The following is an 18437-nucleotide window of genomic DNA, read 5'->3' as shown; positions in this document are numbered from 1 at the left end:
TCTAAACAATTGAAAGACAAGCACAATGCGCCTTGTGACTAACACCCAAAGACGTGCTGCCCTGCACCAATGCCCCCAAGCTTCCAAGCCCCCGACGACCGGTCACAATTAGATCGGCGTCAAGCCCTTCGGCGCAATCGATAATCTGAGCCACCGGGTCGCCCCGATCAGTGCGGGTTTCTCCAACAGTTACACCAACATCCCGCGCAATCTCGCGCGCCGCGTCCATCACTTTTTCGGCCGCAGCGCGAACCACCTTTTCGGACGGCATCGTTGTGACCATATGATACCCCGCTATAGCTCCGGTCGCAAAAGCCACCGTTTGTGGCTGCGGCGAATGCACCAGATGCAGCGTCGCATCATAGGTTTTCGCCAGATCACACGCCACACGCATGGCCCTGTCCGACGTCTCCGACCCGTCGAGCCCCACAACAATTGTCTTGAACATATCTCATCTCCCACTGTGCCGAAGGCGGTTCGGGAGCGATGCGCAACGCCGCATATCGCGATGATACCGGACACTCTGCCCGGCCAAGTGTCAGACGTTAAGTCCGCTCACAAAACCGCTCTTACCCATCAAGTATACGCCACCACCCCGTTGGCCACGTTGACATAGCGCAACCCGAAAACCCGCCGCACCAGCCAGAAAACGGTTCCATTTGCGCTGCAGGTTTCTTCTGATAGAAGGGCGCAACTCAGATCGAAGGCAAGGATGACACCAAGATGAGCGAACGTCTGCCCCACGAAAAAGGCTTCCACATCAGCTGGGACCAGATCCACCGCGACAGCCGTGCACTGGCGTGGCGGCTGGATGGCCAGGGCCCTGACAATGGCGCGTGGAAAGCTGTTGTGGCTATTACCCGTGGCGGCATGGCCCCAGCGATGATTGTCAGCCGCGAGCTCGACATCCGCACCGTCGACACCATCAGCGTGAAATCCTATCACCACCAGAGCCAGGGCGAAGCCGAAGTACTCAAAGCCCCCAACCAGGAAATGATGGGCGACGGCACCGGCATTCTGGTGATCGACGATCTGGTCGACAGCGGCAAAACCCTCGAACTGGTGCGCGACCTTTATCCCAACGCGCATTTTGCCACCGTCTATGCCAAACCCAAAGGCCGCCCAATGGTCGACACGTTCATCACCGAAGTGTCACAGGATACATGGATCTTCTTCCCATGGGACATGGCCCTGCAATATGTCGAACCCTACCGCGGTACCGACTAAATCCTCACGCAACAACTCGGAGGCTTCAGCCAAAATGACAGATGCAAAAGACCTCCGAGTGTTCCTGAGCGGCCATATAGACGTGCCCGCCAACCGGCTGGACGCCGTGCGTGTCGCCTTGCCCGATCACATCGCCCTGACCCGCGCGGAACCGGGCTGCCTCTCCTTTGACGTTGTCGAAGACGCCAACATCGCGGGGCGTTTTACAGTGGCCGAGGTATTCACCACCCAAGCCGCCTTTGATGCGCATCAAACCCGCACCAAGGCGTCCGACTGGTTCACCATCACCCAAGGCATCCCGCGCGAATACTCAGTCTCGGTTGGCGCCCCTATTTCGACATAAGAATTTTTGGAACATTTAAGGCGCAGAGCGTTGCCACCCTGACAGCTCACACTTAGGGTCGCCCTCAACGCCTTTTCAGGAGCTGCGCCATGACCTTGCCCCGGACCGCCACCACCTTTCCCCCACCCGTCATGGAGGCGCGCCGCTGGTTGGACGGTGTGACATTTACGGATGCAAAGCCGCTGATCAATGTCAGTCAGGCCGCACCGGTCGATCCCCCACCCGAGCCCTTGCGCCGCGCGATTGCCGAAACGGCCCTCCACGTGGCCGAGGCTCATCTTTACGGTCCGGTGCTTGGCCTGCCTGCCTTGCGCGCCGAAGTCGCGACCCAATGGTCCACCGCCTATGGCGGCAACATTACGCCAGAGCAGGTCGCCATCACCTCAGGCTGCAATCAGGCGTTCTGCGCCGCGCTCACCGCCCTGACCACCGAGGGCGATGAAGTCATTCTGCCAACACCATGGTACTTCAATCACAAAATGTGGCTCGATATGATGAGCTTGCACGCCGTGCCTCTGGCGACAGACAAGGCACTTCTGCCGGATCCGGTTCGGGCGGCCAGCCTGATCACTGAACGCACCCGCGCGATTGTGCTTGTCACTCCGAACAACCCCGGCGGTGTTGAATATCCCGCCTCCCTTGTGCGCGCCTTTTACGAGTTGGCGAAATCTCGCGGCCTCAAGCTGATCGTTGATGAAACTTACCGCGACTTTCACGCCCAGACCGGCGCGCCGCATGATCTCTTTTCCGATCCTGACTGGCCCAACACCCTGATCCAACTCTACTCGTTTTCCAAGGCTTACCGCCTCACCGGCCACCGCGTCGGCGCCATGGTCGCCTCCCCCGTTCTGCTGGCGGGCGCGGAAAAATTCCTTGATACAGTTGCGATCTGCCCCAATCAGCTGGGCCAGCACGCCGCCCTATGGGGAATGCAGAATCTTGCCCAATGGCTTGCAGGCGAGCGTGACGAAATTCTCGACCGCCGCGCCGCGATCACCGACGCCATGCCGATCCTTACGGCCAAAGGCTGGACGCTGATGGGTAACGGCGCCTATTTCGCTTACCTGCAACACCCATTTGATATGCCCTCCGACCTGCTCGCACAGGCGCTCGTGCGCGATCACCACATTCTCGCACTACCCGGCACCATGTTCATGCCTTCCGATGAACCATCCGGGCGCCGGCAACTGCGTATCGCCTTTGCCAATATCGACCGAACCGGTATTCAATCGTTGTTCGCCCGTCTCGCAACCGCGCACTACTAGGCCGCGCTCTTCATCTTGCCAAAAATACTTCGGGGGGGTGGGGGCTGGCCCCCACATTGCATTACCGATTTCGCTCTCTTTCCCCCTCATCCACACCACCCCCTTGCTCCCCTTGCACCAACCGCGTAGACATCCGCGACAGATAAAAAATCCCAAGCCGCAGGGGGCCGATATGTCCAAGGGAAAAACCTCTAATATCTTTGTGTGGATCCTCATGGGGCTGCTCATGCTGGGACTTGCAGGCTTTGGGGCCACCTCGCTCTCAGGGGTCAACCGCACCATTGGTGATGTCGGCGGCAAGGAAATCACTATTAACCAGTATTTCCGCGCCCTTCAGGACGAATTGCGCGCCTTGGGTGCGCAGACCGGACAGAATGTCAGCTTTGCTCAGGCCCAGCAATTTGGCCTTGATCGGGCCGTTCTTGGCCAGCTCGTGGTCCGCCGCGCGCTTGATGCAGAAACCGACCGGTTGGGCATCTCAATTGGCGACGAAAACCTGCGCCGCGAACTGCTCGCCATTCCCGCCTTTCAGGGGCTTGACGGTGAATTTGACCGCGACGCCTACGGCTTTGCCATGGAACAGGCTGGTATGAGCGAGTCTGAATTCGAAGACAGCATGCGCGAAGACACCGCCCGCTCGATCCTGCAAGGCGCGATTATCTCGGGCGTGACCATGCCCACCTCTTACGCCGATACGTTGATTGCCTATGTCGCAGAACAGCGCGACTTTACGTGGACCCGCCTGAGCGCAGATAACCTCACCCGCCCGATCCCCGCGCCAGACGATGCGCAGGTTCAGGCGTATTATGACGCCAACACTGATCAGTTCATGGTGCCCGCCACGCGCCAGATCACCTTTGCATGGCTCTCGCCCGACATGATCATCGATCAGGTCGAGGTGGATGAAACCGCCCTGCGCGAACGCTATGAAGAGCGTGACAGCGAATTCAACCGCCCCGAGCGCCGACTGGTCGAACGTGTTGTCCTGGGCGACATGGCAGCAGCACAGGCTGCCAAAGATCAGATCGACGCGGGCGAAACCACGTTTGAGGCGCTGGTCGAATCGCGCGGCCTGACGCTGTCTGATGTCGACATGGGCGATGTAACCCAGGCCGACCTTGGTCAATCCGGCGAGGTGGTCTTTGCCGCCGCATCCGGCGAAATCGCAGGCCCCGTTGCCTCCGATCTCGGCCCGGCCCTGTTCCGCGTCAACGCCATCCTGCCCGCCCAATCTACCAGCTTTGAAGACGCGCTGCCTGTGCTGCGCGATGAGCTGGCCGCCGATCGTGCCCGCCGTGTGATCGAAACCCAGATTAGCGATATCGACGATCTGCTCGCCGCCGGCGCCACCCTCGAAGAGCTGGCGGACGAAACCGACATGCAAATCGGCACGCTTGACTGGCACCCCGGTGCAACCGACCCGATTGCGGGTTACGAGGCATTCCGCGCCTTGGCCGCATCCGTCACCGACAGCGACTTCCCACAGATCGAAACCCTGCGCGACGGCGGCATCTTTGCCGTGCGTCTTGAAGGCGACACCGAGGCGCACCCCGCCCCGCTGGAAGATGTGCGCGCCGATGTGGTTGCTGCGTGGACCAACGCAGAAACCTCTGCGGCGCTCGACGCCCTTGTCGCCCGCCTGATGCCACGCCTTCAGGAAGGCACCGATTTCACCTCGTTCGGCTTCAATGCCATCGAAGAAACTGGTCAGGATCGCTCAGCCTTTGTGCCCGGCACCCCTGCCAACTTCATGGTTCAGGTGTTCGAGATGCAGCCGGGCGAAATCCGTACTATTTCGGATGCGGGCGGCCTGACGCTTGTGCGCCTGAACGCAATCAACGCGCCGCAAAACGACTCGCCCCAGATTGCCGCCTTGGTCACCGGTGTGACACAACAGGCTGGTCAAAGCATCTCGCAGGACATTTTTGACGCCTACGCACAGGCCCTGCAACAAAGCTTTGACATCAACATCAGTCAGCAGGCACTGGATGCAGTGCACGTGCAGATACAATAAGCCACGAAAGGTATCGTTCCGTGGATCTCGTCCCCTCCTTTGAGGATTTCGCCCCGGCCTACGAGGCCGGACAGAACCAGATCGTTTATGCGCGCCTTGCTGCGGATCTCGACACACCTGTGTCGCTGATGCTCAAGCTGACCGGCGCGCATAAAGACGCCTTTATGCTCGAATCCGTTACCGGAGGAGAAGTGCGCGGGCGTTACTCTATCATCGGAATGAAACCTGATCTGATCTGGCAATGCCACGGGACCACCAGCCGCATCAACCGCACTGCGCGCTTTGACGGCGACGCTTTCACGGATCAGGATGGCGACCCGCTTGCCAACCTGCGCGCCCTCATCGCCGAGAGCCGCATTGACCTGCCCGACGATCTGCCACAGGCCGCAGCTGGTCTCTTTGGCTATCTCGGCTATGACATGATCCGGCTTGTGGAACACCTGCCCAACGTCAACCCTGATCCGCTTGGCCTGCCCGATGCGGTCATGCTGCGCCCCTCGGTCGTAGCTGTGCTCGATGGCGTCAAAGGCGAAGTGACCGTGGTCTCGCCTGCTTGGGCCTCTGACGGGCAATCCGCCCGTGCCGCCTATGCGCAGGCCGCCGAACGTGTGATGGACGCCGTGCGCGACCTCGAACGCGCCATGCCTCAGGCCGCCCGCAACCTTGGCGACGCGCATGAAATCGCGCCCCCGGTGTCAAATTTCACCAAATCGGGCTATATGGAAGCGGTCGAAAAGGCCAAGGATTACATCCGCGCCGGTGACATCTTTCAGGTCGTGCCTGCACAGCGTTGGACGCAGGAATTTCGCGAACCTCCCTTCGCGCTCTACCGCTCGCTGCGCCGCACCAACCCGTCGCCGTTCATGTTCTACTTCAACTTTGGCGGCTTTCAGGTTGTCGGGGCCAGCCCCGAAATTCTCGTGCGGGTCTTTGGCGACGAAGTCACCATTCGCCCCATTGCAGGCACCCGCCCCCGCGGCGCCACCCCGGAGGAGGACAACGCCCTTGAGGCGGATCTCCTCGCGGACAAAAAGGAACTGGCCGAACACCTCATGCTGCTCGATCTGGGCCGCAATGATACGGGCCGCGTCTCTAAAATCGGCACCGTGCGCCCGACCGAACAATTCATCATCGAACGCTACAGCCACGTGATGCACATCGTGTCCAACGTCGTGGGCGAACTGGCCGATGACAAAGACGCGCTGGATGCGTTCTTTGCCGGTATGCCCGCAGGCACTGTGTCCGGTGCCCCCAAAGTGCGCGCGATGGAAATCATCGACGAGCTGGAGCCGGAAAAGCGCGGCGTCTATGGGGGTGGAGTGGGCTATTTCAGTTCAGGTGGCGACATGGATATCTGCATCGCCCTGCGCACCGCCATCGTCAAAGATCAAAAGCTCTATGTGCAGGCCGGTGGTGGCGTTGTCTATGACAGCGATCCCGAGGCCGAGTTCATGGAAACCGTGCACAAATCCAACGCCATCCGCCGCGCCGCTGCTGATGCAGCCCGCTTTGGCGGCAACCGAAATGACTAAACGCTAGCCAAGAAATCAGTTGGACAATGTGAATGCATAACGCTTTGCAGTCGGTTTTCAACCCGCCTGCAAAGCGGGATATGTGCAGTATTTTACGCTGCTCTTACTCGGCATCAGGAGAAAAATTCTCCCAAAACTCAGACCGGTCATTTGAACGTGGGAATTCTTCCTTTGGCACCGGAACCTCCAGAAACTCACACAGTGGTTCCCATCCACTACCTACCGGATACACCAGCAATCGATCCGCAGGCACTGCTTCCTGCACCTCTGCCAATCGCCGCTCAAACGAGCGCAGACCACCCTCCCGGTCTCGATAGTCCGCACCAAATGTGCGACCAAACGCTGTAACGCACCATTCGCTCATTTCGCGCCCCACCCCTTGATTGGCCGGGTCGTCAACGGCGACTTCCAGAAACTTCATGATGGTTTCGGAATAGCTTGCCCACCAGCTTTCTGCTGACCGCGTTGTGTGGATCACTTTGGCGTCCGGATTAGCCGCCAACAGGTCTCGCCAAAAATGCCCTGAAGGCCAATCCATAGTGGCCCCGTACCCATTCAGCAGCATGTCCCAATCGACTTGCTCATTACGCAATGCCGCCGCCCAAAACGGCGCCTGCCAAGGATTCTCGAATACTTCCTCCATATGATGGCATCGCCCCTGCCCGAGCTGCTCCAAAGCCAGCTTCATGCTCATCGTACCCGTTCGACCAAAGCCGCTTCCGACCACATTCAATGACATCGCGTTCCCTCCTGCCCTACTTTTTCTACCGTACCACAAAAGCCGGGAATCGGTGAGGTTTCGAGCAAAGCTCCAGAAATCCAAACCGGCTGCGCATGCGTCAGGCTTTCGGTTATGGGTTTGCAACAGGCAATGCGCGAGGGGTTAGCGTGGGTATCATCAGGCATTCGCATTGCTCGTTCCGCCCCCCGCCAGCCCAAATCACAAAGCCACACAGGCTACCGCTTCGCGGTGGCAAAACCGTATTCTGAGCGAGAGCAATTCGCGGCATCTGCCCCGATGCACCCGGACCAACACGTCAGTCTGCAACAAATAGGTTGCCAAACGCCCAAGCGACCGAGCGCACAGGTAACGCTCTTCGTGCGGAAAAAATACCGATGTTATACCGACGCGATACCGACGTTCTGCCGACATGCGTTTGGCCTATTAACTATTGCCTGCGCGCAACTGATTCGCGCGCTCAGTCGATGGTGTTCAGCGCGGCTGAGACCGGGGCCAATGCCACCGTACTCGCGCGATCCTGAAGCCCCCACAGCAGCAGCGCCGCAATGGTATCTTCGCGAATGCGCCCCACCATGACCACGCCATCCGTCTGCGCCGCCTTAAACGCCGCCTGATCCAGAAAACGGCGCATCACAACTGCGGATTGCCCTTTGCTGTCAAAGTCTCGAAACACGGTAGCAGAAGGCACGCCTTCCTTGGCCGCCAGCTTCTGTGCGGTGTTCAACCCATTGGGAAGCATCAACATTCCATAGCCTTCGCTAGCCAAAACATCGGTCACCTGATCCGACACTTCGCGGCTGCCTTGCAACCCGTCATCAAACCCTTCCATGACCGCAACCGCCTCTGACATCACCGACAGATGTGCTTCCATCGCGACCTCAACATCCGCTGCAGCCGCCGCAGCTGGCAGGTCGATTAGGGCCAGAACTTCAAACCCCATCTCTCGGTATTTCGTAGCTTTCTCTGCAGCTTGCGCGTCCAAAGTCGAAACCGCAACGCTCAGAGGATAAGGGAAACTCTGCAATGTTTCGGTGTTCACAGTCTCATCGCCAACATCCACCAGCACAATCGACATCACCGGCTGACCAGCAGGGTTATCAAGCGGTTCGGCATTTGCCACAAAGGGGCGTGGCGCGGGCGCTGCACTTTCTTCCGTCTCGCTTGTGTCTTCGCCCACCGTTGGCAACCGCTCGGATGTGCGCTGTTCAAAGCTTTCATCTAGGTCGCCTGCAGGGGTCAAAAGTGACTCGTCGCTGGCCTCAGCATCCGGCGCGCCGTCTTCGGCCGATGGAGTCAGATCAGCAACTTCTTCTTCATTATCAACAGCTTCCCCTGCCCCGCCATCGACCGTCTCAGTCGGCGCGGGGGTCGGGAACGCGCCTTCCTCTGTCACCTCTGGCGCCTGTGGCTGTGGCGGGTTGTTGGAAATCGACGGCTCGTCTTCAGGCGCGGGAGTGCTTGGGTTTTCCGCCTGCGGATTAGGCAGAACCGGGTTTTCACTTTCGACGTGTACCGCGCCACCCGCATCTGGATTATCCGGCGTATTCAACGCACTATCAGAAGCACCAACTTCGGGGCGGGGCGCTGATTCTGTATCTGTCAGCGGTGGTATCTCTCCGGCCTCGGGTTCCGCAACATCGGTCTGCAACGGGTCTTCCACGGTCGCATCTGTGCTCGACGTTTCAGTCAACGCACCTGCATCCGTCCCCTGGTTCGGTGCGGTTTCGGACCCTTCTATGCCTTCTACAGCAGTGGTCTGAGGGCTCACCGTCGCTGGCAAAGGCGCCAACAAAGACGCTACGCTCACCACCACCACGACGACAACACCGCCCCAAAGGATACCTGACAAAAATCCACGCAACATGTGCTCTGCCCTCTGTTTTGTCTCGTTTATTGGGGCGATACTGCCCGCGCCCCCCTTGACCCTTTGTGCCAAGCCTGAGCATGTATACCGCGACCAAGGCCCCGGCCTCTACCCTGTTTCGTATCTTTGGGACAAGAACCGAGAAAATGCTGCTTCTTATCGACAATTATGACAGTTTTACCTACAACCTAGTGCACTATCTTGGCGAACTCGGCGCTGATGTGCAGGTTTGGCGCAACGATGCGCTGACCGTACAGGACGCCATGGGCATGAATCCTTCGGGCATTCTGCTCTCTCCCGGTCCCTGTGATCCTGATCAGGCCGGTATTTGCCTCGCCCTGACCGAGGCCGCCGCAGAAACGCGCACACCTCTCATGGGCGTGTGTCTAGGACATCAGACTATCGGGCAGGTATTTGGTGGCAATGTAATCCGCTGCCACGAGATCGTACATGGCAAGATGGGCACCATGAAACACACGGGCAAGGGTCTGTTCAAAGGGCTGCCCAGCCCGTTTGAGGCGACCCGTTATCACTCGCTGATCGTCGAACGCGAGACTCTTCCGGAAAGCCTTGAAATCACGGCAGAACTAGAGGATGGCACCATTATGGGCCTGCAACACAGGGACTTGCCGATCCAAGGGGTTCAGTTTCACCCTGAATCGATCAAGTCAGAGCATGGTCACGCGATGCTCCAGAACTTCCTCGACACCATGACAGAAGGCGTTCCGGCATGAGTGATCGCCTGAAACCGCTGATCGGCCTCGCCGCTGACCGTCCTTTGACCCGAGCCGAGGCCGAGACGGCCTTTGAAACCCTGTTCGAAGGTGAAGCCACACCAAGCCAGATCGGAGGCCTCCTTATGGCCTTGCGCACGCGCGGCGAGACGGTTGATGAATACGCCGCCGCCGCCGCTGTAATGCGCGCCAAATGCAACGCCGTCACCGCGCCCGCAGGTGCGATGGACATTGTCGGCACAGGTGGGGATGGCAAGCACACGCTCAATATCTCAACGGCAACGGCCTTTGTGACCGCTGGCGCAGGTGTGACCGTCGCCAAACACGGCAACCGAAACCTGTCATCCAAGTCGGGCACGGCAGATGTGCAATCGCAGATGGGAATCAACGTCATGGTTGGCCCTGACGTCGTGCAAAATGCGCTGGATACCTGCGGCATTGCGTTCATGATGGCGCCCATGCACCACCCGGCGATTGCGCATGTGATGCCGACACGGACTGAGCTTGGCACCCGCACAATTTTCAACATCCTCGGGCCTCTTACAAACCCGGCAGGCGTCAAGCGCCAACTCACCGGGGCCTTTACGCGCAATCTTATCCGCCCGATGGCCGAAACACTCGGCCAGCTGGGTTCAGAACGCGCATGGTTGGTACATGGCTCGGATGGCACGGATGAGCTGACCATCACTGGTGTCAGCTGGGTCTCGGCATTGGAAATCGACGGCACCATTCGCGACGTTGAACTACACCCCGAGGACGCTGGCTTACCTGTGCATCCGTTCGAAGACATCATTGGCGGCACCCCCGAAGACAACGCAAACGCGTTCCGCGCATTGCTGAGCGGTGAACAATCGGCATATCGTGATGCGGTGTTGCTCAATTCTGCGGCGGCACTTGTTGTTGCGGATGCAGTAGCCAACCTCAAGGAAGGCGTTGAAAAGGCACGTGAAAGCATCGACAGCGGTGCAGCGCGTGCTAAGGTTGAAGCACTGGCCAAAGCGACATCCGCAACTTGAGCCGGTCGTTCACCTGCATTGCGCGATCTTGCCGCCTCAGGCGGTGTGAGTAACTCTATGACCCCACCCGCCAACTGGTCCCACCTGCCTTTCTTTCGCGACACGTTACAAGCCATCGACGCCGCGCTCGCGGGTGATGCACGCACCCTCCTGCCCCCCGCCTCCCAGCGTTTCACCGCCCTCGAGCTCACATCGCCAAGCCAAACCCGTGTCGTCGTTCTCGGACAAGACCCTTACCCGACCCCCGGACACGCGCATGGGCTGGCCTTTTCAGTGGAACCAGACGTGGCCCCGCTGCCGCGCTCGCTCAACAATATCTACAAGGAACTACAAGAGGATCTTGGCGGCACACCCCCTAACGGCGACCTGCGGTTTTGGGCGAAACAAGGCGTCTTGCTCATCAATACGGTGCTGTCTGTGCCCGCAGGCGAAGCGAACGGGCACAAGCATTTGGGTTGGCAAACCCTCGCCCACCAGATCCTTGCCGAAGTTTCAAACCGTCCCACAGCCTTTGTATTGTGGGGAAAACAGGCTCAGGCCCTTGCACCTCACATTACATCGCCTAAAACTGGCGACAAAGCGGATGCGGGCCATCTGATGATCGAAACCGCCCACCCTTCGCCCCTTTCGGCGCGGCGTGGCTTTTTCGGTTCTCGCCCCTTCTCGCGTATCAACACATGGCTCGCTGATCGCGGCGAGCAAACCATCAATTGGACGACACCATGACCCAAACTGTGCTGGATAAAATCAAAGCCTACAAGCTTGAAGAAATAGCAGCCGACAAGGCCGCCAAACCGCTTGAAGCAATCGAGGCGGAAGCGCGCGAAGCCAGCCCGACACGTGGGTTTGCCGATGCGCTGCGAATGGCGTCACGCTCGGGCTATGGGCTGATTGCCGAAGTCAAAAAAGCCTCTCCTTCCAAGGGACTGATCCGCGCCGATTTTAACCCACCAGCATTGGCCAAAGCATACGAAGACGGCGGGGCGACCTGCCTGTCAGTTCTAACCGACACGCCCAGCTTTCAGGGTGACAAATCCTTTCTGAGCCAAGCACGCGAAGCGACAAACCTGCCTGCGCTGCGCAAGGATTTCATGTATGACACCTATCAGGTCGCCGAAGCCCGCGCCTTGGGCGCAGATTGCATCCTGATCATCCTTGCCTCGGTTAGCGACGCGCAGGCGCAGGAACTCGAAGATGCTGCATTTTATTGGGGCATGGACGTTTTGCTTGAGGTACACAATGCAGAAGAGCTGGAGCGCGCCAGCTTGCTCAAATCCGAGCTGATGGGCATCAATAACCGCAATCTGAAAACCTTTGAGACCACACTGGACACCACCAGAACCCTTTCCAAGCAGGTGCCCGCCGATCGGTTGATCATTTCCGAGAGCGGTCTCAACACACCAGCTGACCTTGCTGACATGGCTCGCTACGGCGCACGCATCTTCCTGATCGGAGAAAGCCTGATGCGTCAGGAAAACGTTGAAGATGCGACCCGCGACCTGCTCACTGACCCTCTGACCGCCGGGGCCATGTAATGAACGACACACCCAGCGCCGACGATCTCAGCCATTTTGATGCAAAGGGCGACGCTCATATGGTTGACGTGTCCGACAAGGCGGTAACGTCACGCGTGGCCGTGGCCGAAGGCTGGATCAAGATGGCGCGAGAAACCTTTGATATCATTGCAGAAGGTCGCGCCAAAAAGGGTGATGTGCTGGGGGTCGCACGCCTTGCCGGGATCATGGGCGCCAAGCAATGTTCAACTCTGATCCCACTCTGCCATCCGCTGCCCATCACTAAGGTCGCCGTTGAACTGACCCCAGACGTCTCCTTACCCGGCGTGCGTATCGAGGCCACGGTGAAAACCACCGGCCAGACCGGCGTCGAGATGGAGGCCCTCACCGCCGTCAACATCGCCGCGCTCACCGTCTATGACATGTCCAAGGCGGTCGACAAGGCCATGGAAATCGGCGGCATCCGCGTGGTTCTAAAAGACGGCGGCAAATCAGGCCGCTACGAGGCATCATGATTTCCGTATCTGACGCACTCGATCACCTCTTTTCGCTGGCCAATTCTCTGCCAGCCGAAACCATCCCGCTGTCGCAGGCAAATGGGCGTAGTCTTGCTGCGCCTGTTTCCGCCAACCGTGATCAACCACCGTTTTCTGCATCCGCTATGGATGGTTACGCCGTAAGCGAAGCTGACGCCGTACCAGGTGCCACACTCGATGTGATCGGAGAAGCCGCTGCAGGCCATTCCTTTGATGGGCACGTCACACAAGGCCAAGCCGTGCGCATATTTACCGGCGCACCCGTTCCCGCAGGGGCCTCACGGGTCATTATCCAAGAGGATGTGCAGCGTATCGGTGACACCATCAGCATCTCTGAAAACCTTGATCACGGGTTCCATATCCGACCCGCAGGTGGCGATTTTCGACGAGGGCAACACATAGAGTCGCCACGCGTGCTGCGCCCGTCCGACATTGCCCTTTTGGCGGCCATGAATATTGCCGAGGTTCCGGTGATGCGCAAACCGCGCGTTGCGATCCTTTCCACGGGAGACGAACTTGTCATGCCCGGCGAGGTGCCCGGCCCCGACCAGATCATCGCGTCCAACAGTTTTGGCCTTCAGGCAATGTTGCGTGATCTCGGAGCAGAGGCTCGGCTGCTTCCGATTGCGCGCGACACCAAGGATTCGCTGGCAATGGCGTTTTCGCTTGCTGATGACGCGGATCTGATGATCACCATCGGCGGGGCTTCTGTAGGGGATCACGATCTTGTCGGTGACGTGGCCCAGGATTTGGGGATGGAGCGCAGTTTTTACAAAATTGCAATGCGCCCCGGCAAACCTCTTATGGCGGGGCGATTGGCCAATGGTGCCATGATGATAGGCCTTCCAGGCAACCCGGTGTCGGCCATGGTGTGTGGACATATTTTTGTACAACCCGTGATCCGGGCCATGCTTGGGCTGGGACAATCCACTGCGCCGCGCTTATCGGCCCCGCTCGCCGCACCTATCCCACCAAACGGCCCACGCGAGCACTATATGCGCGCGCGGCTGGAAAATGGCACCTTGACCGTGTTTGAAAACCAGGACAGCTCGCTACTTTCTATCCTGTCCCAAGCCAACGCACTCGCAATTCGCCCGCCAAATGACCCTGCACAGAACGCCGGGTCACACCTACAATACTTGCCGATCTGATCTGCGAACTCAGTGCTCACCGAACACGCATAAGCACACACAATCCGCACGTGTTTCCCTTATGTTCGCAAAATAATTGACACAAAACCAGAACATGAATAGAACAAAAGGAACAATTGCTGCGGAGGGCTGATCGTGCTGACCAAAAAACAACTCGACCTGCTGGAATTTATTCACGAGCGTATGACGCGCGATGGCGTGCCACCCAGTTTTGATGAAATGAAGGATGCGCTGGACCTGCGGTCCAAATCAGGCATTCACCGGCTGATCACGGCCTTGGAAGAGCGCGGGTTTATCCGGCGCCTCGCCCATCGGGCGCGCGCCATTGAAATCGTGAAGCTCCCTGAAAGCATGGGTGGTGCACCAACTGCGCCGGGCTTTACGCCCAAGGTCATTGACGGCCCGCACCCGTCGCCCGCGCAAGCAGCCAACGTAACGCCGGAAGAAGTGAAGCTTTATGCGCGCGAGCTGCCTGTCATGGGTAAAATTGCGGCCGGTGTCCCGATTGAGGCGATCAGCCATGTTGACCATCATGTGGCCGTTCCCGGCCAGATGCTTTCGGCTGGTGGATCTCACTATGCACTTGAAGTCAAAGGCGATTCGATGATCGAAGCCGGGATCAATGACGGTGATGTGGTCATTATTCGTGAATCAGTCACGGCAGATAATGGTGACATCGTCGTTGCACTTGTCGAGGATCAGGAGGCCACGCTTAAACGGTTTCACCACAACGGCACGTCCATTGCGCTTGAGGCAGCAAACCCGGCCTATGAAACCCGCGTTTTTCCAGAGGATAAGGTCAAAGTTCAAGGCAAGCTGGTTGGCTTGATCCGTAGCTACTGATCCTCGCACTGGCACACAACTGCACAAAAATTTTGCGCTATCGCTCACGTCCGGTGTTCCACAGTCTTTGACCACTCACCTGCCGCGCGGTGATCACTTGCGGAATGCCTTCTTCCAGCCGAATGGCAACAGCCCCGAGTGTCTTTAGCCGGGGCGGATCAAACACATCGCATGCCGCGTCCTTCAAGTAAGCTGTTGAAAAGACGACAACATCGCTTGGATCACAGCTCTGAAATGCCGCCAGCCCCTTTTTTCCGTGAACATGAATAATACGACCGCCATCGCCGAGCGCGTTTTCCTGCACCGACGGCATATCATCTTGCCAAAGGCTGGCTGCCGCCGACTGATCCAGAGGGCTGCCATCATTCTCCAGCCAGTTCCGCGCCACAAATCCTTGCCCCTTGGCCTTTGACATGGCGCGCCCGTCCTTGGTCAAAACACCAACCAACCCGCCATTTTCAGCGATCAGAACATTCGGGCGCTCGGTTTCGCTCCAAAGCCCAAACGCCAGCAGCAGCACCAAAAGGCCGGACCATCTGAACCGCCCCTGCCACAAAGCCATCGTCACTCCACCGAGTGCCAAGAGTGGCAGAACCCAACGGTCTGGGCTGGGAACCATGCCTCGCGCGCCATCAAGTGACGCAAAAAATCCGCCACGCGCAGGATCCATTCCAGCCCCCAGGACATGGGAACCAACCCAACCTGTTCCAATCCAAACGGCGAAAGCAACGCCGCCAAAACGGCCGCGGGCACCACCACCGTGCCCATAATCGGAACCGACAATAGATTTGCCGGCAGACCGAAATGCGCAATTTGGTTAAAATGCACCGCTGCAAAGGGCGCGGTGGCCATTCCGGCGACAAAAGAGGAAATAACAACTGCGATCACCGGTTGGAGCCATTTTGGGCCGAATGACACTTCCCTTTCGCGCAACCAGCCAAAAACGACAATCAACGCTGTTGTCGCCGCAAACGACATCTGAAATCCCGGCCCCAACAGGGCTTCGGGCCGCAACACAAGCACCAACACAGCCGCCACCGCAACAGCTCGCAAGCTAAGCGCGCGCCGATCCATCAGGACCGCAGTCAACATCACCGACGTCATCAGAAACGCCCGCTGTGTCGAAACACTCCCTCCCGACAACATCAGATAGCCCGCCGATGCCACCAGCGCGACGACAGCCGCGACCTTCTTGGAGTTCACTCTGAGCGCTACGGCGGGAATCATCGCCAATCCAACCCGCACCGCCGCAAATACAAACCCGGCCAAAAGCCCCATGTGCAGGCCGGAAATCGCGAGCAAATGAGCAAGGTTCGAAATACGCAAATCCTCGATGGTGCCCACAGGCATGCCCGAACGATCCCCTGTCGTCACCGCCGCCGCAAAACCGCCCACGGCACCCGGCAAACGGTTTTGAACCGCTTTGGAAAGGCGCATTCGCAATGCAAACACATGCGCACCGCGATGCCTTGGCCCCAATTCAACCACCGGAACCCGCGAATACCCGACGGCACCTAACCGCTGGAACCACGCGTGGCGCTGAAAATCAAAGCCACCTGGCTCAACCGGTCCCGAAGGTGGCGACAGATGCGCAGTCATACCAACCCACATTCCGGGCGCCGGTTCTGCCAAGGTTTCAGCGCCATGCAGCGAAATTCGCACACGTGCCGGAGTTTGGTCCGAAGCCACATCAAACAGGCGCACATCGGCCAAAGTCACGCGCATGGCGTCCGAAGCAGATCGATCCAGCCCGACCACCCTGCCCTCGACCGGGCCATAATAGCGAAATCCGAGGACAGGCGCGTCAACCATGTGTGAGCGCGCCCCAGCAAGGCAAAACCCAAACGCAGACATCGCGAGCGCAAACGCAACAATTCGGCCAATCGCACCAAGGAAGGCCGCACCAACAAAGACAAACGCGCCCACCCCACCAGCGGCCAGCAACACCAGCACATCCGGCTCTCGGGGCTGGCTGAAAAACACACCAATACCAATCGCCAGCCAAACTGGCACCCAAGGAAACAAGTATCCCCGCTGGCCCAACAGGGCCAAGCCAAGTGCATTGACGGCGCGCAAGCCTTGTCCTCTCACTGACGGGTCGATAGACAGACGCCAACGCTAAACACCCAAGGTTACTGAAAGGTTAAACCTCTTATGACAGGCCAGGTCGTCACCCGCTTTGCCCCTTCTCCTACTGGATTTCTGCACATTGGCGGCGCGCGTACGGCGCTGTTCAATTGGCTCTATGCGCGTGGACGCGATGGCAAATTTCTGCTTCGGATCGAGGACACTGACCGCGAACGGTCAACACCCGAAGCAACAGCGGCAATCCTTCAGGGAATGGCGTGGCTGGGTCTTGATCACGACGGTGACGTAATCAGCCAGTTTGACGGCGCTGAACGGCACGCAGAGGTGGCGCACCAACTGCTGACCGAAGGTAAGGCATATAAGTGTTTTGCAACACAGGACGAAATCGCCGCGTTCCGCGAAGAGGCCCGCGCCGCCGGAAAGTCGACGCTATATCGCAGCCCATGGCGCGACGCAGATCCTGCCACGCACCCGGACGCACCCTTTGTCATTCGCATTAAGGCACCACAGGAAGGCGCAACAGTGATCCGCGATCAGGTGCAGGGCGATGTCACCATCCGAAATGATCAGCTTGATGACATGGTCCTGTTACGCTCGGACGGTACACCGGTTTACATGTTGGCAGTTGTTGTTGATGACCATGATATGGGCGTAACCCACGTCATCCGGGGCGACGATCACCTGAACAATGCCGCGCGCCAGATGACAATCTACGAGGCCATGGGCTGGGACGTCCCGGTCTGGGCGCATATTCCGCTGATCCACGGTCCCGATGGCAAAAAGCTCTCCAAACGTCACGGCGCGTTGGGCGCGCAAGAATATCAGGGCATGGGGTACCCCGCCGCCGGTATGCGCAACTATCTTGCACGATTGGGCTGGAGCCACGGTGATAACGAGTTCTTTACCGATGATCAGGCAAAAGACTGGTTCGACTTTGATGGCATCGGCAAAAGCCCAGCCCGATTTGACACAAAAAAACTTGAGAACCTGAGCGGCCAGCATATCGCCGCCTCGGACGATGCCGCATTGCTGCAAGAATTGGTGGAATTCAGAGTGGCCAAGGACCTGCCGACCTTAAATGAGGCAAAGACCGTATTACTACGGGATGCGATGTATTGCCTCAAGGAACGGGCCAAGACTTTCCCGGAACTACTTGAAAAAGCACAATTTGTGATGGTTGATCGCCCACTGGACTATGATCAAAAAGCATCAAAAAACCTTGATTCAGTATCCCGTGGTATACTGAAAGAATTGACGCCGCAGCTGCAAAATGCTAGCTGGTCGCGAGACGGGCTGGAGGCCGTCACGAGCAGCTTTGCCGAGGCAAAGGATATCAAATTCGGCAAGATGGCCGGCCCCCTTAGGGCAGCTCTCGCCGGGCGTGCAGTGACGCCCAGCGTGTTTGACATGATGCTCGTTTTGGGACGCGACGAAACCATCGCGCGGCTCGAAGACGCAGTCAGGTACGAAACAGAGACGCCAACCGGCTGACCGGTTTGCGCTTCGACCAATAATACCGCCCGACTGGGCCGTGCGACGCGCGGAACACGGGCCGAAGATGAAGGGAA

Annotated in this window: 18 protein-coding genes; 13 read left to right on the top strand and 5 right to left on the bottom strand. The window is 58.6% G+C overall.

Annotation, left to right across the window (positions count from 1 at the left end):
* Position 1 precedes the first annotated feature (1 nt).
* Positions 2 to 448: a universal stress protein gene (locus CLV88_RS08095; RefSeq protein ID WP_106607864.1), complete on the bottom strand. Its 447-nt coding sequence runs from the start codon at positions 446 to 448 to the stop codon at positions 2 to 4.
* A 275-nt stretch (positions 449 to 723) separates the two neighbouring features.
* On the opposite strand from CLV88_RS08095, the gene gpt reads away from it, so the two are divergent.
* The 5 genes from gpt to trpE all read left to right on the top strand — a co-directional run bounded on the left by gpt (position 724) and on the right by trpE (position 6381).
* On the top strand, positions 724 to 1227 hold the full coding sequence (gene gpt, locus CLV88_RS08090; RefSeq protein WP_106607863.1) for a xanthine phosphoribosyltransferase: 504 nt from the start codon (positions 724 to 726) through the stop codon (positions 1225 to 1227).
* Positions 1228 to 1261: 34 nt separating this feature from the next.
* Positions 1262 to 1570: a putative quinol monooxygenase gene (locus CLV88_RS08085; RefSeq protein ID WP_106607862.1), complete on the top strand. Its 309-nt coding sequence runs from the start codon at positions 1262 to 1264 to the stop codon at positions 1568 to 1570.
* A gap of 89 nt (positions 1571 to 1659) precedes the next feature.
* Entirely contained in the window at positions 1660 to 2835 is a 1176-nt protein-coding gene (locus tag CLV88_RS08080) for an aminotransferase (RefSeq protein WP_106607861.1), read from the top strand.
* A gap of 172 nt (positions 2836 to 3007) precedes the next feature.
* The gene (locus CLV88_RS08075) at positions 3008 to 4849 is read left to right on the top strand and encodes a peptidylprolyl isomerase (protein WP_106607860.1); all 1842 of its coding nucleotides are present in this window, start codon (positions 3008 to 3010) and stop codon (positions 4847 to 4849) included.
* Between the two features lie 20 nt (positions 4850 to 4869).
* Positions 4870 to 6381, top strand: a complete 1512-nt coding sequence (trpE, locus tag CLV88_RS08070) for an anthranilate synthase component I (protein ID WP_106607859.1) — start codon at positions 4870 to 4872, stop codon at positions 6379 to 6381.
* Positions 6382 to 6484: 103 nt separating this feature from the next.
* On the opposite strand, the gene CLV88_RS08065 is transcribed toward trpE, so the two are convergent.
* Together CLV88_RS08065 and CLV88_RS08060 are read right to left on the bottom strand one after the other, a co-directional pair.
* On the bottom strand, positions 6485 to 7120 hold the full coding sequence (locus tag CLV88_RS08065; RefSeq protein ID WP_106607858.1) for a sulfotransferase family protein: 636 nt from the start codon (positions 7118 to 7120) through the stop codon (positions 6485 to 6487).
* Between the two features lie 460 nt (positions 7121 to 7580).
* Entirely contained in the window at positions 7581 to 8987 is a 1407-nt protein-coding gene (locus CLV88_RS08060) for a divergent polysaccharide deacetylase family protein (RefSeq protein WP_106607857.1), read from the bottom strand.
* A gap of 146 nt (positions 8988 to 9133) precedes the next feature.
* Between CLV88_RS08060 and CLV88_RS08055 the strand changes: the two genes are divergently transcribed.
* The 7 genes from CLV88_RS08055 (at position 9134) to lexA (ending at position 14781) form a co-directional block, all read left to right on the top strand.
* Positions 9134 to 9721 carry an anthranilate synthase component II gene (locus CLV88_RS08055; protein WP_106607962.1) on the top strand — a complete coding sequence of 196 codons (588 nt, stop codon included), beginning with the start codon at positions 9134 to 9136 and terminating at the stop codon, positions 9719 to 9721.
* Entirely contained in the window at positions 9718 to 10737 is a 1020-nt protein-coding gene (gene trpD, locus CLV88_RS08050) for an anthranilate phosphoribosyltransferase (RefSeq protein ID WP_106607856.1), read from the top strand. The genes CLV88_RS08055 and trpD overlap by 4 nt, the downstream gene beginning before the upstream one ends.
* Before the next feature lie 57 nt (positions 10738 to 10794).
* Positions 10795 to 11463 carry a uracil-DNA glycosylase gene (locus tag CLV88_RS08045; protein ID WP_106607855.1) on the top strand — a complete coding sequence of 223 codons (669 nt, stop codon included), beginning with the start codon at positions 10795 to 10797 and terminating at the stop codon, positions 11461 to 11463.
* Complete coding sequence (trpC, locus tag CLV88_RS08040; RefSeq protein WP_106607854.1) at positions 11460 to 12272, top strand: indole-3-glycerol phosphate synthase TrpC; 813 nt, start codon at positions 11460 to 11462, stop codon at positions 12270 to 12272. The genes CLV88_RS08045 and trpC overlap by 4 nt, the downstream gene beginning before the upstream one ends.
* Entirely contained in the window at positions 12272 to 12766 is a 495-nt protein-coding gene (moaC, locus tag CLV88_RS08035) for a cyclic pyranopterin monophosphate synthase MoaC (protein ID WP_106607853.1), read from the top strand. The genes trpC and moaC overlap by 1 nt, the downstream gene beginning before the upstream one ends.
* A complete protein-coding gene (locus CLV88_RS08030; protein WP_106607852.1) occupies positions 12763 to 13938 on the top strand; it encodes a molybdopterin molybdotransferase MoeA in 1176 nt (391 codons plus the stop codon). Before moaC ends, CLV88_RS08030 begins: the two co-directional genes overlap by 4 nt.
* 135 nt (positions 13939 to 14073) lie before the next feature.
* Entirely contained in the window at positions 14074 to 14781 is a 708-nt protein-coding gene (gene lexA / locus CLV88_RS08025; RefSeq protein WP_106607851.1) for a transcriptional repressor LexA, read from the top strand.
* Between the two features lie 37 nt (positions 14782 to 14818).
* Here the strand turns inward: lexA and CLV88_RS23675 are convergent, their stop codons facing one another.
* Together CLV88_RS23675 and CLV88_RS08020 are read right to left on the bottom strand one after the other, a co-directional pair.
* Positions 14819 to 15343 carry a hypothetical protein gene (locus tag CLV88_RS23675; protein ID WP_341477150.1) on the bottom strand — a complete coding sequence of 175 codons (525 nt, stop codon included), beginning with the start codon at positions 15341 to 15343 and terminating at the stop codon, positions 14819 to 14821.
* A gap of 2 nt (positions 15344 to 15345) precedes the next feature.
* Positions 15346 to 16857, bottom strand: coding sequence for a ComEC/Rec2 family competence protein (locus tag CLV88_RS08020; RefSeq protein WP_341477149.1), 1512 nt, complete (start codon positions 16855 to 16857; stop codon positions 15346 to 15348).
* Between the two features lie 78 nt (positions 16858 to 16935).
* On the opposite strand from CLV88_RS08020, the gene gltX reads away from it, so the two are divergent.
* On the top strand, positions 16936 to 18360 hold the full coding sequence (gene gltX, locus CLV88_RS08015) for a glutamate--tRNA ligase (protein ID WP_106607850.1): 1425 nt from the start codon (positions 16936 to 16938) through the stop codon (positions 18358 to 18360).
* Positions 18361 to 18437 lie beyond the last annotated feature (77 nt).

Origin of the sequence: Shimia abyssi, from assembly GCF_003014475.1 — a bacterium.
In the GTDB taxonomy this organism is placed as follows: Bacteria; Pseudomonadota; Alphaproteobacteria; order Rhodobacterales; family Rhodobacteraceae; genus Shimia; species Shimia abyssi.
The sequence above is the reverse complement of the archived record's forward strand: the minus strand, read 5'-3'. Positions and strand labels throughout refer to the sequence as shown.